The organism is Caulobacter sp. GW821-FHT10A10, assembly GCF_059415745.1.
The window spans coordinates 344,675-368,670 of record NZ_JBWKNV010000003.1; the positions used below are offsets into that span (position 1 = coordinate 344,675).

General features: G+C 69.8%; 21 protein-coding genes. 13 read left to right on the forward strand and 8 right to left on the reverse strand.

Going from position 1 to position 23,996, the window contains the following annotated elements:
* The first annotated feature begins 66 nt into the window (after nt 1–66).
* Nucleotides 67–867, forward strand: a complete 801-nt coding sequence (locus tag AC07NS_RS10945) for an EF-hand domain-containing protein (protein ID WP_494603119.1) — start codon at nt 67–69, stop codon at nt 865–867.
* Nucleotides 868–1,049: 182 nt separating this feature from the next.
* Here the strand turns inward: AC07NS_RS10945 and AC07NS_RS10950 are convergent, their stop codons facing one another.
* Nucleotides 1,050–1,589 (reverse strand): DUF1345 domain-containing protein, encoded by a 540-nt coding sequence (locus AC07NS_RS10950; RefSeq protein WP_494603120.1) that lies wholly within the window; start codon nt 1,587–1,589, stop codon nt 1,050–1,052.
* Nucleotides 1,590–2,018: 429 nt separating this feature from the next.
* Here AC07NS_RS10950 and AC07NS_RS10955 point away from each other — a divergent pair, with 429 nt between their 5' ends.
* The gene (locus tag AC07NS_RS10955) at nt 2,019–2,228 is read left to right on the forward strand and encodes a KGG domain-containing protein (protein ID WP_058350544.1); all 210 of its coding nucleotides are present in this window, start codon (nt 2,019–2,021) and stop codon (nt 2,226–2,228) included.
* A gap of 225 nt (nt 2,229–2,453) precedes the next feature.
* Here AC07NS_RS10955 and egtB read toward each other — a convergent pair whose 3' ends face one another.
* Entirely contained in the window at nt 2,454–4,613 is a 2,160-nt protein-coding gene (egtB, locus tag AC07NS_RS10960; RefSeq protein ID WP_494603121.1) for an ergothioneine biosynthesis protein EgtB, read from the reverse strand.
* 223 nt (nt 4,614–4,836) lie between these two features.
* On the opposite strand from egtB, the gene AC07NS_RS10965 reads away from it, so the two are divergent.
* The 3 genes from AC07NS_RS10965 (at nt 4,837) to AC07NS_RS10975 (ending at nt 7,514) form a co-directional block, all read left to right on the forward strand.
* Entirely contained in the window at nt 4,837–5,484 is a 648-nt protein-coding gene (locus AC07NS_RS10965) for an alpha/beta hydrolase (protein ID WP_494603122.1), read from the forward strand.
* A gap of 63 nt (nt 5,485–5,547) precedes the next feature.
* Nucleotides 5,548–7,020 carry a tyrosinase family protein gene (locus tag AC07NS_RS10970; RefSeq protein WP_494603123.1) on the forward strand — a complete coding sequence of 491 codons (1,473 nt, stop codon included), beginning with the start codon at nt 5,548–5,550 and terminating at the stop codon, nt 7,018–7,020.
* A gap of 38 nt (nt 7,021–7,058) precedes the next feature.
* Entirely contained in the window at nt 7,059–7,514 is a 456-nt protein-coding gene (locus tag AC07NS_RS10975) for a hypothetical protein (protein WP_494603124.1), read from the forward strand.
* A gap of 158 nt (nt 7,515–7,672) precedes the next feature.
* Here AC07NS_RS10975 and AC07NS_RS10980 read toward each other — a convergent pair whose 3' ends face one another.
* The gene (locus AC07NS_RS10980; protein WP_110122000.1) at nt 7,673–7,873 is read right to left on the reverse strand and encodes a hypothetical protein; all 201 of its coding nucleotides are present in this window, start codon (nt 7,871–7,873) and stop codon (nt 7,673–7,675) included.
* Between the two features lie 47 nt (nt 7,874–7,920).
* Nucleotides 7,921–8,412: a GcrA family cell cycle regulator gene (locus AC07NS_RS10985; RefSeq protein WP_494603125.1), complete on the reverse strand. Its 492-nt coding sequence runs from the start codon at nt 8,410–8,412 to the stop codon at nt 7,921–7,923.
* A 289-nt stretch (nt 8,413–8,701) separates the two neighbouring features.
* On the opposite strand from AC07NS_RS10985, the gene AC07NS_RS10990 reads away from it, so the two are divergent.
* The 3 genes from AC07NS_RS10990 to AC07NS_RS11000 are packed head-to-tail and all read left to right on the forward strand — an operon-like array spanning nt 8,702 to nt 9,945.
* Entirely contained in the window at nt 8,702–9,220 is a 519-nt protein-coding gene (locus AC07NS_RS10990; RefSeq protein ID WP_494603126.1) for a c-type cytochrome, read from the forward strand.
* The gene (locus tag AC07NS_RS10995; RefSeq protein ID WP_494603127.1) at nt 9,217–9,579 is read left to right on the forward strand and encodes a nuclear transport factor 2 family protein; all 363 of its coding nucleotides are present in this window, start codon (nt 9,217–9,219) and stop codon (nt 9,577–9,579) included. Before AC07NS_RS10990 ends, AC07NS_RS10995 begins: the two co-directional genes overlap by 4 nt.
* 3 nt (nt 9,580–9,582) lie before the next feature.
* Nucleotides 9,583–9,945 (forward strand): nuclear transport factor 2 family protein, encoded by a 363-nt coding sequence (locus tag AC07NS_RS11000; protein ID WP_494603128.1) that lies wholly within the window; start codon nt 9,583–9,585, stop codon nt 9,943–9,945.
* A 188-nt stretch (nt 9,946–10,133) separates the two neighbouring features.
* Here AC07NS_RS11000 and AC07NS_RS11005 read toward each other — a convergent pair whose 3' ends face one another.
* The 4 genes from AC07NS_RS11005 to AC07NS_RS11020 all read right to left on the reverse strand — a co-directional run bounded on the left by AC07NS_RS11005 (nt 10,134) and on the right by AC07NS_RS11020 (nt 17,706).
* A complete protein-coding gene (locus AC07NS_RS11005; protein ID WP_494603129.1) occupies nt 10,134–12,488 on the reverse strand; it encodes a thiamine pyrophosphate-binding protein in 2,355 nt (784 codons plus the stop codon).
* Between the two features lie 15 nt (nt 12,489–12,503).
* A complete protein-coding gene (locus AC07NS_RS11010) occupies nt 12,504–15,644 on the reverse strand; it encodes an efflux RND transporter permease subunit (RefSeq protein WP_494603130.1) in 3,141 nt (1,046 codons plus the stop codon).
* Nucleotides 15,644–16,753: an efflux RND transporter periplasmic adaptor subunit gene (locus AC07NS_RS11015; protein ID WP_494603131.1), complete on the reverse strand. Its 1,110-nt coding sequence runs from the start codon at nt 16,751–16,753 to the stop codon at nt 15,644–15,646. The genes AC07NS_RS11010 and AC07NS_RS11015 overlap by 1 nt, the downstream gene beginning before the upstream one ends.
* Before the next feature lie 176 nt (nt 16,754–16,929).
* Complete coding sequence (locus tag AC07NS_RS11020; RefSeq protein ID WP_494603132.1) at nt 16,930–17,706, reverse strand: class II aldolase/adducin family protein; 777 nt, start codon at nt 17,704–17,706, stop codon at nt 16,930–16,932.
* 164 nt (nt 17,707–17,870) lie between these two features.
* Between AC07NS_RS11020 and AC07NS_RS11025 the strand changes: the two genes are divergently transcribed.
* The 5 genes from AC07NS_RS11025 to AC07NS_RS11045 all read left to right on the forward strand — a co-directional run bounded on the left by AC07NS_RS11025 (nt 17,871) and on the right by AC07NS_RS11045 (nt 23,846).
* A complete protein-coding gene (locus AC07NS_RS11025; protein WP_494603133.1) occupies nt 17,871–18,539 on the forward strand; it encodes a DUF969 domain-containing protein in 669 nt (222 codons plus the stop codon).
* The gene (locus AC07NS_RS11030; RefSeq protein WP_494603134.1) at nt 18,536–19,489 is read left to right on the forward strand and encodes a DUF979 domain-containing protein; all 954 of its coding nucleotides are present in this window, start codon (nt 18,536–18,538) and stop codon (nt 19,487–19,489) included. Before AC07NS_RS11025 ends, AC07NS_RS11030 begins: the two co-directional genes overlap by 4 nt.
* Complete coding sequence (locus tag AC07NS_RS11035) at nt 19,470–20,456, forward strand: DUF2891 domain-containing protein (RefSeq protein WP_494603135.1); 987 nt, start codon at nt 19,470–19,472, stop codon at nt 20,454–20,456. The genes AC07NS_RS11030 and AC07NS_RS11035 overlap by 20 nt, the downstream gene beginning before the upstream one ends.
* Nucleotides 20,457–20,631: 175 nt before the next feature.
* The gene (ligA, locus tag AC07NS_RS11040; protein WP_494603136.1) at nt 20,632–22,980 is read left to right on the forward strand and encodes an NAD-dependent DNA ligase LigA; all 2,349 of its coding nucleotides are present in this window, start codon (nt 20,632–20,634) and stop codon (nt 22,978–22,980) included.
* The gene (locus tag AC07NS_RS11045) at nt 22,956–23,846 is read left to right on the forward strand and encodes an exonuclease domain-containing protein (protein ID WP_494603137.1); all 891 of its coding nucleotides are present in this window, start codon (nt 22,956–22,958) and stop codon (nt 23,844–23,846) included. The genes ligA and AC07NS_RS11045 overlap by 25 nt, the downstream gene beginning before the upstream one ends.
* The last annotated feature ends 150 nt before the right edge of the window (nt 23,847–23,996 follow it).

Genomic DNA, 23,996 nt, shown 5'->3' on the forward strand with positions numbered 1-23,996 from the left:
ACTGTTGCGGCGGCGACATCAGAGCGCAACGCGGCGCGGCTTCAAGCGGTGGGAAGGAGTTCTTCCATGACCGCACGCGCCCTGCCTCTTCTGGCCCTCGCCGCCTTGTCGCTCGCTGCCTGCGCCAGCGCGCCCCCCGGCGGCGGTCCGGGCGGGCCCAATGGCGGCCCCGGCGGTCGCCCCGGCTTCGGCCCGCCTCCCGGCGAGGGCGGACGCGGTCCCGGCGGCCCGGGCGGTCCCAACGGGGGTCCCGGCGGCAAGCAGGTGTTCATCAGCCCGGCGGGCGAGCCGTTCCGCGCCGATCCTGGCCAGCCCTATCCAGTCGCGGCCTGGTTCGCCGGCGCCGACGCCAACCACGACGGCGCCCTGACCCGCGACGAGTTCGTCGCCGACTCCCTGCGCTTCTTCGACCGCCTCGACGTCGACAAGTCGGGCGTCGTCGACGGCTTCGAGGTCTCGGCCTACGAGCGCAACATCGCGCCCGAGATCGTCCAGGCCTCGGCCATGCCGCAGCAGGCCGTCGAAGCCCCGAGCGACGGCGAAGGCGGCGGTCCGGACGGCGACGGCCCGCGCCGGCGTCCCAATGGCCTGGGCAACATGCTGCTGGGCGCCACGCCCTTCGCCCTGCTGGCCGAACCCCAGCCGGTGATGGGGGCCGACGCCGACTTCAACCGTCGTATCACCCGCGACGAGGCGACCAAGGCGGCGATCTCGCGCTTCAAGCTCCTCGACAAGGACGGCGACGGCAAGCTGACCCTGGCCGAGCTGCCCAAGACAGCGATGCAGAAGATCCTCGACGGCGAAGGCGACGAGCGCGGCGGCAAGGGTCGTGGTCGCGGCCGCGGCGGTCCCCCGCCGCGGGGCTAGGGCCGGTCCGAAATACGTCCGATCGTCACGCCCAAAGAAACCGTTCCTCCCCGCGAAGGCGGGGATCCAAGCTGGCTTTCAGGATGTGGTGCGGCCGCGGATCATCTCTGACCTCGGCTTGGATCCCCGCCTTCGCGGGGACACTCGGGTAAGGGGGCAGAATCCCGGGGTGTCGATGAGCTCTAACCGCTCACCACCCCGGCGATGATGTTGATCCCCAGCGCCAGGATCGCGGTGTTGTAGAAATAGGCCGTCACCGCGTGGGCGGTGACGAGGTTGCGCAAGCTCCCGGTGCGCACGTCGTTGTCGGAGACCTGGAAGGTCGCCCCGATGCTGAAGGCCAGATAGACGAAGTCCTTGTAGGTGCGGGCCGGCTCTCCGGGAAAGCCGAACCCGCCCTTCCCCGCCCCGCCGCCGAAATGGCGGTGAGCGTAGTGCAGCACGAACACCGAGTGCAGCACGATCCATGACAGCAGCAGGGTCACCCCCGCGCAGGCCGCCGTCAGGTCCTTGACCGCGGCCGCCGCGGAGCGCGCGCCGATCATCGCCGCCACCACCGCCGCGAGGCTGGCGGCGATCGCCGACAGCACGATCAGCAGCATGATAGAACGTCCCTCGTCCTCGGCCGCGGCCTTGGCGCGAACCTTCGCCTCGTCAGCCGTGAGGAACAGGCGCCACAGCAAAACGGCGTAGATCAGCGCCCCGACGTCCCAGCCGATCAAAATATGCGTGCTTCCGGGCAGATTCATTTGGCGGGCCAAACCCCACCCTAAAAGCCCTGCCAGAAACCCCGCCAGAAGCTTCCAATGCCTTGTAAACACTGAAGTCTTCTCCACCCTCAAGGCGCCTTTGCTCATCACTCTCAACCTGCCTTCTCGCGCGACAATCGTCCCTAACGCCGCATTTGTCTCGCCTGACACGTGAAACCGAACTCGGCTTCACCGGTTACTTCACCGGAACACCGGAACGACGCCATGACCGACCCCGACTCCCCGCCGCCTCTGGAGCCGCAAACGCCGGACGATCCGCCGGGCTCGACGCCCGACGAAGTCCCGCAGCAGCCGCCTCCGGTGCAGCCGGGAGACGATCGGCCCTACGGCGCCGGACCGGGCCTGTTTCCTCCCGTGACCAGTCCCGATTAGGAGCAAGACATGGACCTCGACAGCGAACGGCCCCGGGGCCGCCGAGGCTTCGCCGCCATGGATCCGGAACGCCGCCGCGAGATAGCTCGCAAAGGCGGCGCCAGCGTCCCCAGCGAGAAACGCAGCTTCGCCAAGGACCGCGACCTGGCCGCTAACGCCGGCCGCAAGGGCGGTTCCTCGTCGCGCGGCGGCGGCCGCCTCGGCGCTCGCGACCTCTAGCAATGCCGCGGCCGAGGGGGGGACGGGCGGCGCGGCAGAGCGTAGCGGCGCACGTATCAGGATTTTAGGGCCCGGATCGGCTGACCGATCCGGGCTCTTGGGCTGTCTGCTCTCCAGAGCGCGCCAGCGCGCTCCGGATATTTGAACGCAAAGCCTGCAGGCAGGCTTTGGCGGCCAGCCGCAGTTTGCTGTTCTTCGTATTGAGGCCGTCTCTCCGGCCAATCCTCAGGACCGTAGCGCGAAGACGCCGAAGGCGGGATTCTCGCTGATCCAGCGCGCCTCGACGCGCCAGCCGGCCCGGCCCGCCATCTCGGCGAAGGTCTCGGGGTCGTACTTGTAGGAATTCTCGGTGTGGATGGTCTCGCCGGCCGCGAAGGCGATCGGCCGGCCCGCGACCTCCACCGTCTGGTCCTTCAGACTGACCAGATGCATCTCGATCCGGCTCTCGGCGGCGTTCCACACCGCCCGGTGCGCGAAGGCGTCGAGGTTGAACCGCCCGCCCAGCTCGCGATTGATCCGGACCAGCAGATTCTTGTTGAAGTCCGCCGTCACCCCGGCCGCGTCGTCATAGGCCGGGATCAGCACGTCCTGCCCCTTGGCGATGTCGGCTCCGACCACGAACAGCGCGCCGGGCCCCAGCAGGTCGCGCGCCGCCTTCAGGAATTCGACCGCCTCGTCGGTCGGGAAGTTGCCGATCGTCGAGCCGGGGAAGAAGCCGACCGTGGGCCGTCCCCGCGCCGCCGCTGGCAGGCCCAGCGGATGGGTGAAGTCGCCGAGGGCCGGCGCGACCTCCAGCTGCGGATAGTCGGCGCGGATCGCCGCCGCCGCCGAGTCCAGGGCCGAGGCGCTGATGTCCATCGGCGCGTAGACCGAAAGCTGCGGCGCGGCGTCCAGCACGATCCGCGTCTTGGTGCTGGCCCCGCTGCCGAACTCGATCATCGCCGCGCCCTGCGGAATGCGGGCGGCGATCTCCGGCGCGATGGCGCGCAGCAGCGCCGTCTCGGTGCGGGTCGGATAGTATTCCGGAAGCTCGGTGATCGCCTCGAACAGGCGCGAGCCCTCGGCGTCGTAAAAGTACTTGCTGGGCAGGCTCTTGGGGCTGGCGCCCAGGCCGGCCAGAACGTCGTCTCGAAAACTCGTGTCCATCGTCCGCTCGCGCCCGCCGGCCCCGTCGCGCGCCAGGCGCACGCCGGCGAACATCCAGCGCTGGCCGGGATGGAAGAAGTTGCGATAGCTGGCCCGCGCATGGCCCGGCGGCGTGCCGGCGGCCCCGCCGCGCAGCACCATCTGGCCGACCATGAACTTGCCGTTGTACTCGCCCAGCGCCCCGGCGCCCGGCCGGAAGCCGGGATAGGCCGCATAGGCGCTGGCCGTCCATTGCCAGGCCTCGCCCGACATCTGCTCCAGCCGCTCTCCCGAGCGCGCGGCCAGCTCCCACTCGGCCTCGGTCGGCAGCCGCGCGCCAGACCACACGGCGAAGGCGGCGGCCTCGTAATAGCTGACGTGCGCCACCGGCGCGGCCGGATCCACCGGGCGACGACCGGAGAGACCGAACTCGGTCCAGCCGCCGTCCTCCTCCCGCCGCCAGTAGAGCGGCGCCTCCCAGCCCTGGGCCTGGACCATGGCCCAGCCGTCCGACAGCCAGAACTCCGGCCGCTCGTAGCCGCCGTCCTCCATGAAGCCCAGCCATTCGCCGTTGGTGGTCAGTCGGTCGGCCAGGCGGAAGGGCTCGATGAACACGCGGTGGCGCGGGCGCTCGTTGTCGAAGGCGAAACCGCCCTCCTCCGCGCCGATCGTCGCCAGCCCGCCCTCGAAACCGACAAAGCCCAGGCTCTTGGCCGCCGGACGGGCCGGACCGGGCCGCTCGCGATAGGCCGGCTGCAGCGGCGACTGGGCGAAGAGGTGCTGGATGTCCATCAGGAGCAGCTCCTGATGCTGCTCCTCGTGGGCCAGGCCCAGTTCCAGCCGCTCCAGCATCTCCGGCGACAGCGGACCCGACAGCAGGCGGGCCATGGCCGCGTCGACATGGCGGCGATAGGCCCCGACCTCGGCGCAGGACGGACGGGTGATCAGGCCGCGCTGGGGCCTAGGTTGCCGCGGTCCCAGGGCCTCGTAGTAGGAATTGAAGATGTAGCCGAAGGCCGGGTCGTATGGCTTGTAGCCTGGCTGGAACGGCGCCAGCAGGAAGGTCTCGAAGAACCAGGTCGTATGGCCCCGGTGCCATTTGACCGGGCTGGCGTCCGGCATCGACTGCGCCGCCTGGTCCTCGGGCGACAGCGGGGCGGCCAGGGTCTCGGTCCGCTCGCGCACGGCGCGGTAACGGGCCAGAGGCGTGTCGGCGGTCGCGGCGACGGCGGACAGGACCAGGGTGTCGTCGGGACTCATGCACGCTCCTGGCGAAGACGCTCCGCTCGCGCGGACAGTTGATCACAACGGACCGGGAGCTTGGGCGTTCCGCGGGACGAGGGCAATGCGGTCTGCTGCCAGCGTGGTGTCATCAGCAGTTCTCAATTCCTATTGAATTGATCTGAATTGCTCCACGCGGCCTGCGAGAGCGACAAGCGGACAAAACCCGCTCCGGCGGCGCCCCGTCTTGAAGAGTTTAGCGATGTCCTTCGCCTCGCCGCCCTTTCCTCATTCGTCCCGCCCCGGCGACACGCCGTCGTCATCGATCCCGGACGATCCGCCGATCCTGATCGTGCCGGGCCTCTACAACTCCGGACCGGACCATTGGCAGAGCCACTGGGAGCGCGCCTTGCCCAACGCCGAGCGGGTGGACCAGACCGACTGGGAGCGTCCCACCCTCGGCGACTGGACCATCAGCTTGGCCGAGGCCGTGCGCAGCCGTCCCGGCGCGATCCTGGTGGCCCACAGCCTGGGCTGCGCCCTGGTCGGTCACCTTGCCCAGGTCACCGGCGGGCGCGGCGTGCGAGGCGCCCTGCTCGTGGCCCCGGCCGACGTCAATCGCGAAGGTCCGGCGGGCCGGCTGCTGATCGGCTTCTCGCCCATTCCCCGCAGCCGCCTGCCCTTCCCCAGCCTGGTGGTCGCCAGCCGCGACGACCCTTACGTCGCCATCGACCGCGCCGAGGCCTTCGCCCGCGGCTGGGGCTCGCGCTTCGTCGATCTGGGCCGGGCGGGCCACATCAACGTCGAGTCCGGCCACGGCGCCTGGCCGCGCGGCCGCGCCCTGCTGTCGGAGCTGATCCGCGCCACGGCCGGACACTCGAGCGCGCAGCCGCGCGACAATCCCGCATAGATTGCATTCTCAAAACATTGCGGCATAGTCGAACCCAACGACCGCAAAACGGGGGGATCGGCCATGGCCACGCGTCGCAACATGCTCAAACTCGTCGGCTTCGGCGGCGGCGCTGTCTTCGCCGGAACCGCGCCTGGCCTGTCGGCGCTGGCCGCGCCGCTGCCGGTGCGCAAGGAAATCAATTCTCTGAAGCTGAACGACCCGACGGTCGTGGCCTTGCGCGACGGGGTGCGGATCCTGAAGGCCCGCACCGCCGGCCAGGGCCCGACCTGGACCGACATGGCCAACATCCACGGCACCGACCGCGGCTTCAACAAGTGCCCGCACGGCAACTGGTACTTCCTGCCCTGGCACCGCGGCTACGTGACCATGTACGAGCGGATGATCCGCTCGGTCACCGGCTATCTCGGCTTCGCCATGCCCTACTGGGACTGGACGGCCAACCGCAAGGTGCCCCAGGCCTTCTCCGAGCCCACCTACAACGGCCAGACCAATTCGCTTTACGAGCCGACGCGCAACAACGGCGTGGTCCTGACCGACGACATCGTCGGCCAGGGGGTGATGGACCGGATCTACAACGAAACCAACTACGAGCTGTTCGGCACCTCGCGCCCGCGCGGCCAGAACAACCTCGACCCCAGCTGGATCACCACCCGCACCGGTACCCAGGGGGTGCTCGAATCCACGCCGCACAACCTCGTTCACGTGCGGCTGGGCGGCTGGATGCCGACGACCCGCTCGCCGATGGACCCGATCTTCCAGATGCACCACGGCAACATCGACCGCATCTGGTGGCGCTGGAACGGCCTGGGCCGCCAGAACACCCAGGAAGGCCTCTGGCAGAACATGGTCTTCCAGAACAACTACCTGGCCCCGAACGGCTCGTGGTGGTCGACCACCCCCAACCAGGTCCAGCAGGTCACGGCCCTGGGCTACACCTACGGCGCGACACCCACCCGCCTCGGCGTGGCCGCGGCCAGCCAGATCTCGGACAAGCGCGTCACCCAGATCTTCGCCCGCGGCTCGGCGACGGCGGCCTCCGACCTCGGCGTGCGCTCCCTGGCCGCCCGCAAGCGCTCGACCGACAACGGCGCCCAGTTCCTGGCCAGCGCCCAGGCCGGCGGCGACCGCCAGGCGCTGCTGGGCGCGACCAAGTCCCAGCCGGCGAGCACGCCGCAGGCCCTGCTGGGCTCGCGCGTCCTGGCCCTGATCAGCGGCCTGACCCCGTCGTCCGACAATGTCGAGGTGAAGGTCTATATCGACGGCCCGGGCAGCGGCGGCGGCTCGCGCGAAGGCGATCCCGGCTATGTCACGACCATCGGCTTCTTCGGCTCCGAGGGCCATGCCGGCCACGGCGGCGGCGGCGAAGGGATCTCGGCCTCGGCCGACCTCACCCCGTCCCTGCAGGCCCTGACCGCCGCGGGCGTCACGGTCGGCGACGACATCCGCGTGCGGCTGATCGCGATCGACACCAAGTCGGGCGCGGCGGCCCCCGAGACCGTCGCCAACGCCAAGGTCGAGGTCGTCATCGTTTGACCACAGGCGGGGGCGAAGCTGAGGCAGGAGACAGGATCATGTCGCGCTTCCTCGCCCTCGCCCCCACCCTTGCCGTTTCACTCGGCTTCTTCGCCTGCTCGGCGAGCGCCAACGCCACCGCCGTCGTCGGCCGCCCGGCCGAAGCGGCCCTGGCCCGCGACGCCGCGGCCGAACGCTGTCCCGGCCTGCAACTGGTGGCCCGCGTCGACGGCTACACCCCGCCCCGCTCGGGCCAGGTGGACCTCGTTTTCGCGCTGGTCACCGCCCAAGGCGTGCAGACCCTGGGCCGCACGGCCGTCTTTCCGCAGACCGCCTTCTCGACCGGCAAGGGCGACCCGGCCCAGAGCTTCGGCTTTCGGGTCGATCGCCAGGGCCTGGACGCCGTCAAGGCCCGCCTGCGCCTGACCCTCGAGGCGGTGTCGGGCGACGGTGCCGGCGCGACCGCGGTGCTGGGCGAGGCGCGCCTGGCCGCCATCGCCGAAGGCGGCTGCTGAGCTCACCCAAAAACGAACAAGCCCCGCGAGCCAGAGCGGCTCGCGGGGCTCGTACTGATACGGATACTTCGGCCGGGGTCGCGATCCTCAGCGCCTGCTCAAGCCTCCCTACGGGCGAGCGCGCTGTTCCGCGAAGATCCGGTCGTTACGCTATCTCACTAAGCAGCGGCCTGGCGGCTGCGCACGCGGCTCATCCAATCGTCCGGATAGGTTTCGCGGACGACGATCGACTTGAACTGGCCGACCGGGATACGGGCGGCGTCGCCCGGCTGCAGGTCGCGCGAGATCGAGTGACCGGCGAACTCTTCGATGATCGTGATCACCTGGCTGCTGCCGGCGGCGTTCTCGATGAGGATCATGGGATGTCCCTGAATTGGGAGGGTTTGTGAGAAGCTGTCGAGGCGCGTCAGAGGACGCGGCGTTCCTGCGGCAGGCTCTGGCGGGTCCAGGCGTCGATGTCGGACGGCGACTGGAAGCGGCGGAAGGCCCCCTGGGTGTGATCCGGGCAGTAGGAGGCGCGCTTGCTGGCGGTCTCGCGGCCGCAGAAGCCGAAGTCGCCGGCGTCCGGATTGCCGATCGGCCAGCGGCACGAGTGCATCGACAGGTCGAGAATGCCGGCGGTGGGGGTCAGGTCTTCCATCACCGCGGCCTGCGGGCGCAGGGACGGGCGGGCCTGGGCCGGAGCCGCGGCGCGAGCGCGCGGCGCCTGGCGGGAGACACGGACGGCGACGGTGCGCGGCCGGACCGGGGTCTCGCGGGCGGTGATGCCCAGACGGTGGATCTTGCCGATGACGGCGCTGCGGCTGACGCCGCCGAGCTGCCGGGCCACCTGGCTGGCGCTCAACCCTTCGAGCCACAGCTTCCTGAGCGTGGCGGTACGTTCCTCGTTCCAGTCCATGACGCTTTCCGCTTGTTTTGGCGCGGGATCAGCTCCCCGCCTCTCTTGGGTAGAATCATGGTTAACGGTGGTCAAATTCTTCCGTGCATACCCACGGTTCTCGAAATCACATTTCTCCTGCGAATCTCGCTAGATAGCGTGCGTTGTCGCAGGGAGCCCCAAAAGACTGCGGCAAGACCTTGACCGAATAACGTCGTTCCACGATGAATTCACGGGTCAGAAACCGGCTTGGATTTGAATGCGGCGCGGCGTCGCAAGCCTTGCGACATAACGCCTATCGGGGATTGTGATGCGTACCCTCACCGTCGTGGCCGCGGCCATGCTCTGCGTCTCTCTGGCTGCCTGCTCGCCCAAGGGGGAGACTTCCGGCGAAACCGCCTCGCCCCCCGCCGCGCCCGCGACCCCGCCGCCGACCGACGCCGAGAAGGCCGCCGCCGTGGCCGCCCTCCCCGCTCCCTACAACACCGGCGACCTGCTGAACGGCCAGAGCAAGTTCGCCCTCTGCCGCTCGTGCCACACCATCACCGAGGGCGGTCCCAACATGACCGGCCCCAACCTCTACGGCGTCTTCGGCCGCAAGGCCGGCGCGCATCCGGGCTACGCCTATTCCGACGCCGTGAAGGCCGCCGGCTTCACCTGGGACGCCGAGCATCTGGACCACTGGCTGGCCAATCCGCGCACCGCCCTGCCCGGCACCAAGATGACCTTCGCGGGGCTCGCCAATCCCAAGGACCGGATCGACCTGATCGCCTATCTGAAAGTCGAGACGGGCTACAAACCGACGCCCCCGGCCGCTCCCACTCAATGAACGACCGCATCGCCCTCCTGACCCGGCTCTACGCGGCCTTCAACCGCGGGGACTTCGAGGCCTTCTGCGCCGAGCTCGATCCGGCGATCGACTGGCCCGACCAGATCGGCGGCGGCCGCGTGCAGGGTCTGGAGGCGATGCGCGACTTCTGGTCACGGCGCGACGAGATGGTGCGCGTCGAGGCCAATCCGGTCGATTTCGTCCCGCTCGACGACGGCCGCATGGCGGTCGCCGCCAAACAGATCGTCACCAATCTGCAGGGCCGTCTCTGGTCCGACATCCTCGTGCGACATATCTACACCTTCCATGCGAGCCGGGTGGCGCGCATGGATGTCGCCGAAGAGCGTGACGAGGCGTGAGGCATGGCAAAGGCTGAAGTGTTGCTGACCCGGCACTTCGACGCGACGCGCCGCCGGGACCTCGAGGCCGTCGTCTCCCAACTCCACCCCGACATCGCCTTCGCCAACATCCTCGAGGGCGGCGACGTCGTGGGGATGGAGGCCGCGCGCGGCTATTTCCAGCGCCAGTTCGCCATGGCCGGCGTCGACATCGGCCTGATGCGCGTGCGGCCCCAGGCCGACGGCTGGGTCCACGCCGACGTCGAGATCACCCTGCGCCGCCCCGACGGCCGCCTGTGGTCGCAGAACAGCGCCGTGATCGCCTACCTGCTACGCGACGGCCTGATCGTGGGGATTGATCCTCAGCCGGATCCTGGGACGCGCTAAGGCGTCCACCTTCACGACCGATATTGTTCGTCATCCCGGCCGTAGCGAAGCGAAGAGCCGGGACCCAGGGGCCGACGCAATGCGCCGGCGACCGCTTGGGCGGTAAAGCAGCCACGGCGCCCAGTCCCCTGGGTCCCGGATAAGCCCTGCGGGCTTTCCGGGATGACGGCCTTTGTTGGCGCTGAAGCCTAAGCCAGCAGATCCGCGCAGGCGTCCAGCACCGCCTCCGCATCCAGCCGATACTTCCCATAGAGATCCGGCAGATCCCCCGACTGCCCGAAGGTCTCCAGACCCAGCGCCCGCAGGCGATGGCCGCGCACCGAGCCCAGCCACGACAGCGCCGCCGGCGCCCCGTCGATCAGGGTCACCAGGCCCGCCTCGCGCGGCAGGTCGGCGAGCAGCCGCTCGATCGTCGAGGTCCGCGCCGCGCCGTCGGTCCAGCGCGAGCGTCCCGCGGCCGTCCAGTCGCGGTGCAGCACGTCGGGCGAGGTGACGGCCAGCAGGCCCGCGCCCGGCTCGTCCTCCAGCAGGGCCGCATGGGCTTCCAGCGATTCAGGCGCCAGAGCCCCGCAATAGACGACCGCCAGCCGCGTATCGGGCGCCGGGCGCTTCAGCCAATAGGCCCCCTCGACCACGCCCTGCTTCCAGGTCTCGTCCGCCCGCTCGGCCTGGGCGATGGCCCGGGTCGAAAGCCGCAGATAGGTCGAGCAGCCGTCGGCCGCCTGGATCCGCTCGAAGGCGTGGGCCATCAGCACCGCCGTCTCGTCGGCGAAGGCGGGCTCGTAACTGTCCAGCCCCGGCTGGCTCATGCCGATCAGGGGCGACCCGATCGACTGGTGCGCGCCGCCTTCCGGTGCCAGGGTCAGGCCGGACGGCGTCGCGACCAGCAGGAACCGGGCGTCCTGGTAGCAGGCGTAGTTCAGGGCATCGAGGCCGCGGGCGATGAAGGGGTCGTACAGCGTGCCGACCGGGAACAATCGCTCGCCGAACAGCGGCGCGGTCAGGCCCAGGGCCGCAAGAGCGATGAACAGGTTGTTCTCGGCGATGCCCAGTTCGACGTGCTGGCCCGTCTCGCCCATCGACCACACCTGGGCCGAGGGGATGCGCCGACGCTTGAAGACGTCCTCGTGCGCGCGACGATGGAAGACGCCCCGCCGGTTCACGAAGCCGCCGAGATTGGTCGACACCGTCACGTCCGGCGAAGTGGTCACCACCCGGCCGGCGAACTCGTCCTTGCGGGCGGCGATGTCGAACATGACCTTGCCGAAGGCCGCCTGGGTCGACTGCTCGCCGCCGCCAGTCACGGCCGCCAGCAGCTCGTCGGCGGTCGGCGTCGCCACGCTCGGCGCGTCGTAATGGCGGTTGTTGGCGACCGCGAAGGGCGCGCGGGCCACCAGGCCCTTCAGGGCCGTGCGCTCGGCGGCGGACAGGCCCGACAGGGCGTCCCACTCCTCGCCCTCGACCACGCCCAGCCGCTCGCGCAGCTCGGCGACCTGGGTGGGGTTCATCAGGCCGGCGTGGTTGTCCTTGTGGCCCTGGAACGGCAGCCGCAGGCCCTTGACCGTGTAGGCGATGAAGAACCGCGGCGCGTCGTCCTGCGAGGCCCGCTCGAAGGCCTCCAGGATCGTCTCCAGGCAGTGGCCGCCCAGCTCGGTCATCAGCTCGCCGAGGTCGACGTCCTTGTAGCCGGCGATCAGCGCCAGGGCGTCTGCGTCGCCGGCCAGGTCGGCGGTCAGCCGCTCGCGCCAGGCCGCCCCGCCCTGATAGGTCAGGGCCGAATACAGGTCGTTAGGCGCCGTCTCGATCCAGGCCTTCAGCGCCGCCCCGCCCGGCCGCTCGAACGCTTCGCGCTGGCGCTTGGACCACTTCAGCGTCTCGACCGTCCAGCCGGCGGCCTCGAAGATCTCGCCGTAGCGGGTGAACATCCGGTCCTTGGTCGTCGCGTCCAGGCTCTGGCGGTTGTAGTCGACGATCCACCAGGTGTTGCGCAGGTCGTGCTTGCAGGCCTCGATCAGGGCTTCGTAGATGTTGCCCTCGTCCAGTTCGGCGTCGCCCAGCAGCGAGATCATCCGCCCCATGCTCTCGGGCTTCACCGAGCCCCGCGCGGCCAGATAGTCCTGGGCCAGCGAGGCGAAGGCCGTCACCGCCACGCCCAGCCCGACAGAACCGGTCGAGAAGTCGACGTCGTCCACGTCCTTGGTGCGCGAGGGATAGGACTGCGCGCCGCCCAGGGCGCGGAAGGCCTTCAGCTTGTCCAAGCTCTGGCGGCCGAACAGGTGCTGGATGGCGTGGAACACGGGGCTGGCGTGCGGCTTGACCGCCACCCGGTCCTGCGGCCGCAGCGCCTTCATGTAGAGCGCCGTCATCAGGGTGGTCATCGAGGCGCACGAGGCCTGGTGGCCGCCCACCTTCAGCCCGTCGCGGCTTTCGCGCAGGTGGTTGGCGTTGTGGATCGTCCACGACGCCAACCAGAGAATGCGTTCCTCGAGACGCCGCAGCAGCGCTATTTCCTGCCGCCTGGCCGTCAGAGACCCGTCAGCCATGCTTCCTCACCCGTTTTATACGGGTGAGGTATGCCCCTCGCCCGCCTTTTCGCGCGCTTCATAGTCCTCGATCTGCCGCGCCGTCCACTCCGGAGATTTCGTGAAGCGGGCGAGCAGGTTGTAGAACACCGGAACGATGAACAGGGTTAGCAGGGTCGCCACGATGGCGCCGAAGAAGATCACGGCCCCGATCGTCTGGCGGCTTCCCGCCCCCGCTCCTGTCCAGAGAAGCAGCGGCAAGGCGCCCATGGCCGTGGCGATCGAGGTCATGATGATCGGGCGCAGGCGCAGGGCCGCCGCCTCGATCACCGCCTCGGTGACCTTCAGGCCCTCGTCGCGCAGCTGGTTGGCGAACTCGACGATCAGGATGCCGTTCTTGGCGGCGATACCGACCAGGATGATCAGGCCGATCTGGCTGTAGGTGTTGATGGTCGAGCCGGCCATCAGCAGGCCGAACAGGCCGCCCAGCACCGCCAGCGGCACGGTCAGCATGATCACCGCGGGGTGGATCCAGCTTTCGAACTGCGCGGCCAGCACCAGGAACACCAGCAGCAAAGCGAGACCAAAGGCGATGGCGATGCCGCCCGAGCCTTCCAGATAGTCCTTGGCCTGGCCGCCCCACTTGACGCTGACGCCGGGGGTCGGATGGGCCGCGGCCTGGGCCTGGAAGAAGCTCACCGCGTCCTCGACCGTGAAGCCCGGCGACAGCTGGGTGGTCAGGGTCACCGAGCGCAGGCGGTCGACGCGTGGCCGGTCGGGGGTGTCGCCCCGCAGCTGGGTCTTCACCACCGTCGACAGCGGCACCAGGCCGCCAGAATTGGTGCGCACCTGCAGCTTGTCGAGGTCGGCCACGCTGCGACGCTGGTCGAGGTCGGTCTGCAGGATGACGTCGTATTCCTGGCCGTTCTTGATGTAGGTCGTCGCCTGGCGCGAGCCGAACATGGTCTCCAGGGCGCGGCCGACGGCCTGGGCCGAGACGCCCAGGGTGGCGGCCTTGTCGAGATCGATCTGCACCGACAGGCGCGGCGCGGTCGGCTCGTAGTCGATGCGCGGACGCGAGAAGCCCGGGTTTTCCTGAGCGGCCGCCAGGATCGGCTTCAGCCAGTCGGCCAGCTGGACATAGTCGTTGCCGACGGCGATCAGGTCGACATTGGTGCCGCCGCCACCGCCGCCGCCGCGCTGGAAGGCGCCGCGCACGCTGGCCACGGCCCGCACGCCGGTGATCTTCGAGAGGTCCTTGTTGAGCTCGGCGGCCACCTCGTCGGCGGTCTTGTTCCGCTCGCCCCAGCCCTTCAGCACCACCACGCCGTTGCCCGAGTTGAACTGGCTCTGGCCAAAGCGCGGGATGGTCAGGATGGTGCGCTCGGCGACGCCGTCCTCGCGATAGCGGCCCATGATCTTCTCGATCCGCGAGCCGATCGCCGAGGTGTAGTCGAAGCCGGCGCCTTCCGGGGCGCTGATCTGGATGTCGACGCGGCCGCGGTCCTCGGCCGGCACCAGTTCCTTGGGCAGGCTGACGAACAGCAGCGCCGCGAAGCCGGCCAGCAGGATCACCGCTCCGGCGGCCGCAAGTGAAGCCGCGCGCACGCCCAGCAGGCTTTCGAGCGAGGCGCGGTAGCTGTCGCGCAGCTTGTCCATCGCCCAGTCCATGCGCTTGTTGAACCAGCCGCCGCCGTGGGCGCCCTTCAGCAGCTTGGAGGCCATCATCGGCGACAGCGAGAGCGCCAGCAGGGCCGAGAAGGCCACGGCCGCGGCGATGGCCACGGCCAGCTCGACGAACAGCCGGCCGATATAGCCCGGCAGGAACATCAGCGGCGCGAACACCGAGATCAGCACGATGGTGGTGGCGACGACGGCGAAGAACACCTGGCGCGACCCGCGCTGAGCGGCGATCAGCGGCGGCTCGCCCTCGTCCACCCGGCGCTGGATGTTCTCGACCACGACGATGGCGTCGTCGACCACCAGGCCCACGGCCAGCACCAGGGCCAACAGCGTCAGGAGGTTCAGCGAGAAGCCCAGCGGGGCAAGGATGATGAAGGTCGACAGAATGCAGATCGGCGCGACGATCGAGGGGATCAGCGCCGAGCGCCAGCTGCCCAGGAAGATCAGGTTGACCAGCGCCACCAGGGCCACCGACATGCCCATGGTGATCCACACCTCGTGGATGGCCTCGGCGGTGAACACCGAGTTGTCCACGGCCACCACCAGCTTGGTGCCGGCCGGCAGGGTCTGGTTGATGACCTCGACTTCCTTGGCCACGGCCTTGGAGATGGCCACGTCGTTGGCCTGCGACTGGCGGGTCAGGCCGATGCCGACCTGGTCGACGTCGTTGCCGCGGAACAGGCGCCGGCGCTCGTCCGGCCCTTCCTCGATGCGGGCCACGTCCGACAGGCGCAGCACGAAGCCGCTGGCGTCCGCGGGCCGCAGCGGCAGGCGCGCGAACTCCTCGGGCTTGGCGTAGGCGCGGGCCACGCGGATCGTGAAGTCCTTGGCGCTGCTCTCCAGCGAACCGGCCGGCAGTTCCAGGTTCTGGGCGTTCAGCGCATCCTCGACGTCGCTGACCGTCACGCCGCGGGCGGCCATGGCGTCGGCGTTCAGCCAGATGCGCATGGCGTAGATCTTGGCCCCGAACAGGTTGGCCTGAGCCACCCCGTCGATGGTCGACATCCGCTCGACGAGATAGCGGTCGGCGTAGTCGGCCAGCTCGAGCGGGTCGAGCGTGGTCGAGGTCAGGTTCAGGATGATGATCGGCGAGCTGTCGGCGTTGGCCTTGGCGATCTGGGGCGGGTCGGCCTGGTCGGGCAGGTTGGCCGAGACGCGGCTGACGGCGTCGCGCACGTCGTTGGCGGCGGCGTCCAGGTCGCGGTCCAGCCGGAAGGTGATGCTGATCTGCGAGCGGCCGTCGCGCGAGCTGCTGTTGACCCGGTCGATGCCCTGGATGCCGGCCACCTGGCGTTCGATCACCTGGGTGATGCGCTCCTCGATGACCTCGGCCGAGGCGCCGCGATAGGCGGTCGAGATCGACACCACCGGCGGATCGACATTGGGCAGTTCGCGGATCGGCAGCGAGCCGAACGCGGCCAGGCCGATGACGCACAGGATGATCGCCGCGACGGCGGCGAATACCGGGCGGCGGACGGAGATGTCGGAAAGCATCAGCCGGCCTTGTGGGCTTGGGCGCCAGGCTGGCCCGCCGGCTTGTTGACGTCACGCACGGCGCCGCCGTCCTGCACGCGGTTGAGGCCGTCGGCCACGATCACGTCGCCGGCCTTCAGGCCCGAGCGGATCTCGACGAAGCCGCCGGCGGTCAGGCCCGTGGTCACGTTGGTGCGGCGGGCCACATGGCCCTTGTCGCCCTTGGCGACGACGAACACCGAGGCCTGCTGCCCCTCGAACTGCACGGCCGCTTCCGGCGCGGCCAGGCCCTGGCGCACGCCCTGGTCGATGGCGACCTTGACCAGCATGCCCGGCTTCAGCCGGCCGCCGGGATTGGGGAACTCGGCGCGGGCCTTGATGGCGCGGGTGGCCTCGTCGATGCGGGTGTCGATCTGGGCGATGCGGCCCTGGAAGGTCTCGCCCGGCAGAGAGTCCGGCGCGGCCTGGATCGGCAGGCCCTCGCGCAGGGTGGCCAGGTAGCGGTCCGGCACGGCGAAGTCGACGCGCACGACCGAGGCGTCGTCCAGGCTGACGATGGCGGTGCCCGGCGCGATCAGCGTGCCCGGGGCGACGTCGGAGATGCCCACCCGGCCGGCGAACGGCGCGCGGATCACGCGGTCCAGCCGCTGGGCCTTGGCCGAGGCGACGCTGGCCTTGGCCGTCTCGTAGGCGGCCTGGTACTGCTCGGCGGTGGCGCGCGGAGCGATGCCCTTGTCGGCCAGGGTCTTCCAGCGCTGATAGTTGCGCTCGGCCTGGTTCAGATTGGCCTGGGCCTCGGCGATGCCGGCGTTTTCCTGGTCGTCCTTCAGAGTCACCAGCACCTGGCCGCGGGCCACCTGCTGGCCGTCGCGGAAGTGGACGGCGGTGATCATCTCGGTGGTGTTCGAGGTGATGGTCACCGACTGGCGGCCCTTGGCCACGCCCAGCACCTCGATGCGGTCGGTGAACGGACGGCTGTCGACCTTGACCTGCGAGACGGCGGTGGCGCGAGCGCCCGGACCGCCCTGCCCCTCGGCCTTGCCGCCCAGCAGAAGCTTGGCGCCGCCGGCCACGATCATCAGAAGCAGGGCGACGCCGGCCGCCATGAGGAAGAAGTGCCTGCGGATCACTAAGCTACGCTCCGGCCCCGTTGAACCGGGCCTCAAAGTCTAGGTTGCGGCGACATATGACCTCACCCTAGACCCGCGTCTAGTGACACTAGAATTACGGTTTATTTCACTACCGCAACACTTTCATGGCGGCGCCTTGACGTAACGTCGGTCGCCAAAGCGCCGCCTTGAAGGCTCTAGTCCGCGTAGCCCGGGGACTCGCGATCCAGCTGCCTCAGGCAACCCGGCCAGGCCAGGCCCGCGATCATGCCCAGGCCCATGCCGGTCTGGCTGCGCACTTCGGCCTGGGCCGCCTCCGGAGCGAGCAGCACGTGCTCGCGTCCTGCGCTCAGCGCCATCACCTGCTGGGCGCAGGCGCGCTCCAGAAAGAACATCCCAAGCCAGCATTCGGCCGCCGTGCGGCCGGTCGACAGGGTGCCGTGGTTGCGCAGCATCATCAGCCGCTTGTCGCCGAGGTCGGCCACCAGCCGCTCGCGCTCGTCGAGGTTCAGGGCGATGCCTTCATAGTCGTGATAGGCCAGTTGCGGCGTCACGATCAGGGCGTGCTGGCTCAGCGGCAGCAGGCCCTCGGCATGGGCGGCCACGGCCACGCCCTGGTCGCTGTGCAGGTGCATGACGAACTGGGCGTCCTCCCGCGCGGCGTGGATCGCCGAGTGGATCGTGAAGCCCGCCGGATTGATGAAGTACGGCGTCTTGTCGATGACATTGCCTTCCAGATCCACCTTCACCAGGCACGAGGCGGTCATCTCGCCGAAGAACATGCCGTACGGGTTGATCAGGAAGTGGTGCTCGGGCCCCGGGATGCGGGCCGAGATGTGGGTGAAGATCATGTCGTCCCAGCCGTGCAGGGCGACCAGGCGATAGAGGGCCGCGAGGTCCACGCGGGCCTGCCATTCGGCCTCGCTGACCTTGTCCTTGATCGATGCGGCGATCGCGCCGGTACCGTCGGCCATGACGCTTGCTCCCGTAAGTTATCATTGTTGAGTTGAGCGTCGCGCCGACGGGCGCCCCCGTCAAGAGATCGGGTCAAGCGACCCGTGTTCCACGGGAACGGACTTGCCAGCGCCGCCGGCCCGTCGGACGGTCCATCCAGATTCGTATACGGGGGACGGCCGGCATGTTGCCCTTGATCGGCGTGGGCGTGATCGTCCTGGGCTTCGCCTTGAGATTCAATCCGTTGCTGGTGGTGGTCTGCGCCGCCATGGCCTCGGGCCTGGCTGCCGGTCTCGGCCCGCTGGAGGTGCTGGCCGCCTTCGGCAAGGCGTTCAACCAGAACCGCTATGTCAGCATCGTCTGGGTCGTCCTGCCGGCCATCGGCGTGCTGGAACGCTCGGGCCTGCAGGAGCGCGCCCGCACGGCCATTCGCGCCATGAAGGCGGCCACCGCCGGACGGATCCTGGTCGCCTATCTGCTGGCCCGCCAGCTGACCGCGGCGCTCGGCCTGATCTCGATCGCCGGCCACGCCCAGACCGTCCGCCCGCTGGTCGCCCCCATGGCCGAGGCCGCCGCCGAGGGCCAGGCGCCGCTGGACGAGCCGACCCGCGAAGAGGTCAAGGCGATGAGCGCGGCCACCGACAATGTCGGCGTCTTCTTCGGCGAGGACATCTTCATGGCCATCGGCTCGATCCTGCTGATCGTCGGCTTCCTCGACCAGAACGGCCTGATCGTCGAGCCGCTGCACCTGTCGGTCTGGGCCATCCCCACGGCGATCTGCGCCTTCCTGGTGCACGGCGCGCGCCTGCTGCTGTTCGACCGCAAGCTTTCGCGCCGAGGAGTGAAGGCATGATCGGCCTTCCCCTCGTCTATCTGCTCGCCGGCTTCATGTTCACGGCCTTCGCCGCCATGAGCGCCGGCGACAAGACCAATCCCAAGCGCTGGGGCAACGCCGCCTTCTGGGGCCTGTTCGCGATCAGCTTCCTGTTCGGCGACCGCCTGGGCGACCTCGGCAACGGCTTCCTCGTCGTCGCCCTGGCCCTGCTGGCCGGCACGGGCCGCCTCGGCGTCGGCCAGCCCAAGACCACCTCGGCCGAGGAACGGGTCGAACTCGCCCAGCGCTTCGGCCTCAAGCTGTTCCTGCCGGCCCTGCTGATCCCGGTCATCGTCCTCCTAGGCACCTTCGCCTTCAAGGCCCTGACCTGGCACGGCCAGCACGTGGTCGATCCCAAGCAGGCGACCCTGGTCTCCCTGGCCATCGCCGCCGTCGTCGCCGCGATCCTGGCTCAGCGCCTGTTCAGGCAGCCGGCCAGCGCGCCCCTTCAGGAAGGCCGGCGGCTGATGGACCTGGTCGGCTGGGCCGCCCTGCTGCCGCAGATGCTGGCGGCCCTGGGCGCGGTCTTCGCATTGGCCGGCGTGGGCCAGACCATCGGCGACATCACCCTGGCCATCACGCCGGTCGACAGCCGTCTGGCCGTGGTCGTCGCCTATTGCCTCGGCATGGCGATCTTCACGGTGATGATGGGCAACGCCTTCGCCGCCTTCCCGGTGATGACCGCCGGCATCGGCCTGCCGCTGGTGATCAACCGCTTCGGCGGCGACCCGGCCGTGGTCTGCGCCATCGGCATGCTGTCAGGCTTCTGCGGCACCCTGCTGACGCCCCTGGCCGCCAACTTCAACCTCGTTCCCGCCGCCCTCCTCCAGCTCAAGAACCGCTACGCCGTCATCCGCGCCCAGGCGCCGACGGCGGTGCTGATGCTGCTGATCAACATGGTCCTGATGTATGTCCTCGCCTTCCGCTGAGACCGCTTCGCGCTTCACCCAGGCCGCCCTGGGCCACGTCGTCCGCGAATATCCCAACAAGCTCGACCACGTGATGACCGGCGACGCCGACGCCCTCGGCCCGCGCGCCCTGCACCCGATCTTCTACGGCAGCTTCGACTGGCACTCCTGCGTCCACGGCTACTGGACCCTGGCCACCCTGCTGCGCCTGCATCCGGACCTGCCCGAGGCCCCCGCCATCCGCGCCCTGTTCGACGACGCCTTCACGCCGCAGAAGGTCGCCGCCGAGGTCGCCTATCTGGCCCGCCCCGAAAGCCGCGGCTTCGAGCGCCCCTACGGCTGGGCCTGGCTCTTGAAGCTGCAAGCCGAACTGCTGGCCCACGACGCCCCCTGGGCCGCGACCCTGCAGCCGCTGGCCGACGTCTTCATCGCCCGCTATCGCGCCTTCCTGCCGATCGCCGACTATCCGATCCGGGCCGGCGTGCATTCCAACACCGCCTTCGCCCTGGCCCTGGCCGCCGACTACGCCGACGCCACGAACGACGCCGACTTCCGCGCCCTGCTCGCGGCCAAGGCCGCCGCCTGGTACGGTGAAGATCGCGCCTGCCAGGCCTGGGAGCCGTCGGGCGATGACTTCCTCTCGCCCGCCCTGATCGAGGCCCTGGCCATGCGCCGGCTCCTCCCGGAAGGTTTCGCCGCCTGGTTCGCCGCCTTCCTGCCCGACCTCTCCCAGCGCCAACCCGCCACGCTGTTCGCGCCGCCCAGCGTCAGCGACCGCACCGACGGCAAGATCGCCCACCTCGACGGCCTGTCGCTGTCCCGCGCCTGGTGCTGGTGCGCCGTCGCCAAGGATGCGCCGGCCGAGGTGAAGGCCGTCGCGCTGGAAGCGGCCGATCTGCACCTTGAGACCGCCCTGCCCCACGTCACCGGCGACTACATGGGCGAGCACTGGCTCGCCAGCTTCGCCCTGCTGGCGATGCTGGAATAGGAAACCTCCCCCTCTGGGGGAGGCGATCGCTTAGCGATCGGTGGGGGGCGTATCTGCGAAATTGGCCGAACGCGGCGGAAGCTGAAAACTTCCCCCCGCCGGCCTTCGGCCGCCTCCCCCAGAGGGGGAGGTTCCTTTATCGTGCCCCGCCGACCGCAACCGGATTCGCCTGCCCGTGCCCCTGATCCCCGTCGCCGACCTCACCGAAGCCCAAGCCGTCGAGGAGCTGGAGCGTCTCGCCGACGAGATGGCCGGCCACGACCTGCGCTACTATCAGGACGACGCGCCGACGATCGACGACGCTGGCTACGACGAGCTCAAGCGCCGCAACGCCGACATCGAGGCCCGCTTCCCGCACCTGATCCGCGAGAACTCGCCGTCGCTGAAGGTCGGCGCCGCGCGCTCGGCGCAGTTCTCGCCGGTCGAGCACGGCGTGCCGATGCTCAGCCTCGACAACGCCTTCTCCAACGACGAGGCCACCGAGTTCGACGCCCGCATCCGCCGCTTCCTACGCATCGGCGCCGACGAGCCGGTGTTCTACACCGCCGAACCCAAGATCGACGGCCTGTCGGCCTCGATCCGCTACGAGAAGGGCGTGCTGGTGCAGGGCGCCACGCGCGGCGACGGCCGCGTCGGCGAGGACGTCACGGCCAACCTCAAGACCATCGCCGACATCCCCCACAAGCTGAAGGGCTCGGGCTGGCCGGACGTGATCGAGATCCGCGGCGAGGTCTATGTCGAGCTGGAGGCCTTCGCCGCCTTCAACCGGGCCGCCGAGGAAGCAGGGTCCCGCACCTACGCCAACCCGCGCAACTTCGCCGCCGGCTCGCTGCGCCAGATCGACCCGAAGATCAGCGCCACCCGGCCGCTGCGCTTCTTCGGCTACGCCTGGGGCCTGGCGTCGGAGCCCTTCGCCGCCGGCCAGTGGGAAGCGCTGGAAAAGCTCCAGGAATGGGGCTTCGTCACCACCGCCCCGCCGGCCCAGAAGGTCGAGGGCGCGCAGGGCCTGCTCGACGTCTACGCCCACTTCGAGGCCCTGCGCCCGCAACTGCCCTTCGACATCGACGGCGTGGTCTACAAGGTCGACGACCTGGAGCGGCAGCGCCGCCTCGGCTTCGTCTCGCGCTCGCCCCGCTGGGCCATCGCCCGCAAGTTCCCGGCCCAGCGCGCCAAGACCATCCTCGAAGCCATCGACATCCAGGTCGGCCGCACCGGCGCCCACACGCCGGTCGCCCGCCTGAAGCCCGTCACCGTCGGCGGCGTGTCGGTGACCAACGCCACCCTGCATAACGCCGACGAGATCGCCCGCCTCGACGTCCGCATCGGCGACACCGTCGTCCTGCAACGCGCCGGCGACGTGATCCCGCAGATCGTCGAGGTCGATGTCGAGGCCCGCCCCGATGGCGCGGCGCCCTACGAGTTCCCGCACGTCTGCGAGTGCCCGCTGAAGACGGCCCTGAACCAGGAGATCAACGCCAACGGCGTGGAGTCGGTCGTGCGCCGCTGCACCGGCGAGTTCGCCTGCCCGTTCCAGCGCGTCGAGCACCTGCGCCACTTCGTCTCCCGCCGCGCCTTCGACATCGAGGGCCTCGGCGAAAAGCAGCTGCAGGCCTTCTTCGACGAGGGCTGGATCAACGAGCCGGCCGACATCTTCCGCCTAGCCCGCGACGAGGAAAAGCTAGCGGCCCTGCGCGAACGCGACGGCTACGGCGAGACCTCAGTCAAAAACCTGATCGCCGGCATCGACGCCCGCCGCACCATCGGCCTCGATCGGATGATCTACGGCCTGGGCGCGCGCGATATCGGCGAGACCACCTCGACCGTCCTGGCCCGTCACTTCGACCAGTTCGCCGACCTGCAAGCCGCCTCCGAAGCCGCCGCCAAGGGCCTGCCGGGCGCGACCTATCTGGAGCTGTCGACCGCCGCCGGCGTCGGCCCCAAGGCGCTCGATCTTCTCGTCGAGGCCGGCCGCGCCGGCGTGCCCGCCGATCCCTGGCCGCAGTCGGAAGACCTGGAGCTGAAGATCGGCCAGGTGGTTCCCAAGCTGACCAAGCCGGCCCGCGCCGCCCTTGCCCAGCGCTACGGAACCTGGGACGCCTTCGCCGAAGGCCTGGCCGAGGCCGCCAAGGGCGCGCCGGGCGAGGACTACCTGCACCTGGCCGCCGTCGATGGCGTCGGCCCGGTCGCCGCTCAGTCCCTGGCCCGCTTCTTCGCCGAGGCGCACAATCGCCAGAAGGTCGAGAACCTGCTGGCCCAGCTCGACGTCCAGGCCGTGGCCAAGCCCAAGACCGACACGGCCGTGGCCGGCAAGACCGTGGTCTTCACCGGCTCGCTGGAGAAGATGACCCGCGACGAGGCCAAGGCCCAGGCCGAGGCCCTCGGCGCCAAGGTCGCCTCGTCGGTCTCCAAGAAGACGCACCTCGTGGTCGCCGGCCCTGGCGCGGGCTCCAAGCTGAAGACCGCCCAGGACCTCGGCATCCAGGTGATGACCGAGGACGAGTGGCTGGCCCTGGTCGCCGGCTGATGAAGATCGTCGCCATCGATTTCGAGACCGCCAACGAGACCCGCTCGAGCCCCTGCTCCATCGGTCTCGCCTGGATCGAGGACGGCGCGGTCGCCCGCGTCGACCACCACTACATCCGGCCGTGGGACATGCGGTTCGCGCCGTTCAACATCGCCTTCCACGGCATCGGCCCGGGCCACGTGCGCGACGCCGACGAGTTCCCGGCCGTGCTCGACCGGCTGCGCGAGGACCTGAACGGCGCCCTGGTGCTGGCCCACAACGCCGCCTTCGACATCAGCGTCATCCGCCGCACCTGCGAGCACTACGGGGTCGCGCCGCCGGCCTTCGACTACATGTGCACGGTGCAGGTGGCTCGCAGCGTCTGGCCCGACCTCGTGTCGCACAAGCTGAACGTGGTCGGCCGCCATCTCGGGATCGACTTCAAGCACCACGACGCGGCCGGCGACGCCTATGCCTGCGGCGCGGTGGCCCTGGCCGCCGCCGGCGAGACCGGCGCGGACGGCATCCACGCCCTGCCCGGCCGCATCGGCCTGACGCTCGGCCGGCTGGACCAGGGCGGCTACGCCCCCTCGCAGAGTCGCCATCTCCCCAGGAAGGCCCCGCCGCCGCCCCGCCCCGTCCTGCCGCCCGGCGCCGAGCGCCGGCTGGCCGGCCGCACTGTGGTGTTCACCGGACAGCTCGACACCATGAGCCGGCCCGACGCCCAGGACCTGGCCGCTGCGATGGGCGCGCGGGTGGTGCTCTCGGTGACCAAGGCCACAGATCTAGTGGTCGCCGGCCCGGGCGCGGGCGCCAAGCTGCGCACCGCCCGCGAGCGGGGATTGCAGATCATGAACGAAGAGGCCTGGCTGGCGCTGGTCAGCTAGCCCCCCTGCGCCTCCAGGAACCTCCCCCTTTGGGGGAGGCGGCCGAAGGCCGGTGGGGGGACGTTTTCAACCGCCGCGGCGCGAGCAAGCCCAGCAGCCACTCCCCCCACCGATCGCTTCGCGATCGCCTCCCCCACAGGGGGAGGTTCC

What these genes read in the sequence shown, in the direction of transcription:
- AC07NS_RS10980 (WP_110122000.1), bottom strand. Translation starts at nt 7,873, where the DNA reads ATGATCCTCATCGAGAACGCCGCCGGCAGCAGCCAGGTGATCACGATC.
- AC07NS_RS11005 (WP_494603129.1), bottom strand. Translation starts at nt 12,488, where the DNA reads ATGGCTGACGGGTCTCTGACGGCCAGGCGGCAGGAAATAGCGCTGCTG.
- AC07NS_RS11030 (WP_494603134.1), top strand. Translation starts at nt 18,536, where the DNA reads ATGATCGGCCTTCCCCTCGTCTATCTGCTCGCCGGCTTCATGTTCACG.
- AC07NS_RS10945 (WP_494603119.1), top strand. Translation starts at nt 67, where the DNA reads ATGACCGCACGCGCCCTGCCTCTTCTGGCCCTCGCCGCCTTGTCGCTC.
- AC07NS_RS10995 (WP_494603127.1), top strand. Translation starts at nt 9,217, where the DNA reads ATGAACGACCGCATCGCCCTCCTGACCCGGCTCTACGCGGCCTTCAAC.
- AC07NS_RS11010 (WP_494603130.1), bottom strand. Translation starts at nt 15,644, where the DNA reads ATGCTTTCCGACATCTCCGTCCGCCGCCCGGTATTCGCCGCCGTCGCG.
- AC07NS_RS10990 (WP_494603126.1), top strand. Translation starts at nt 8,702, where the DNA reads ATGCGTACCCTCACCGTCGTGGCCGCGGCCATGCTCTGCGTCTCTCTG.
- AC07NS_RS10975 (WP_494603124.1), top strand. Translation starts at nt 7,059, where the DNA reads ATGTCGCGCTTCCTCGCCCTCGCCCCCACCCTTGCCGTTTCACTCGGC.
- AC07NS_RS11000 (WP_494603128.1), top strand. Translation starts at nt 9,583, where the DNA reads ATGGCAAAGGCTGAAGTGTTGCTGACCCGGCACTTCGACGCGACGCGC.
- AC07NS_RS10970 (WP_494603123.1), top strand. Translation starts at nt 5,548, where the DNA reads ATGGCCACGCGTCGCAACATGCTCAAACTCGTCGGCTTCGGCGGCGGC.
- AC07NS_RS10985 (WP_494603125.1), bottom strand. Translation starts at nt 8,412, where the DNA reads ATGGACTGGAACGAGGAACGTACCGCCACGCTCAGGAAGCTGTGGCTC.
- AC07NS_RS11025 (WP_494603133.1), top strand. Translation starts at nt 17,871, where the DNA reads ATGTTGCCCTTGATCGGCGTGGGCGTGATCGTCCTGGGCTTCGCCTTG.
- egtB (WP_494603121.1), bottom strand. Translation starts at nt 4,613, where the DNA reads ATGAGTCCCGACGACACCCTGGTCCTGTCCGCCGTCGCCGCGACCGCC.
- AC07NS_RS10955 (WP_058350544.1), top strand. Translation starts at nt 2,019, where the DNA reads ATGGACCTCGACAGCGAACGGCCCCGGGGCCGCCGAGGCTTCGCCGCC.
- AC07NS_RS11035 (WP_494603135.1), top strand. Translation starts at nt 19,470, where the DNA reads ATGTCCTCGCCTTCCGCTGAGACCGCTTCGCGCTTCACCCAGGCCGCC.
- AC07NS_RS11020 (WP_494603132.1), bottom strand. Translation starts at nt 17,706, where the DNA reads ATGGCCGACGGTACCGGCGCGATCGCCGCATCGATCAAGGACAAGGTC.
- AC07NS_RS10965 (WP_494603122.1), top strand. Translation starts at nt 4,837, where the DNA reads ATGTCCTTCGCCTCGCCGCCCTTTCCTCATTCGTCCCGCCCCGGCGAC.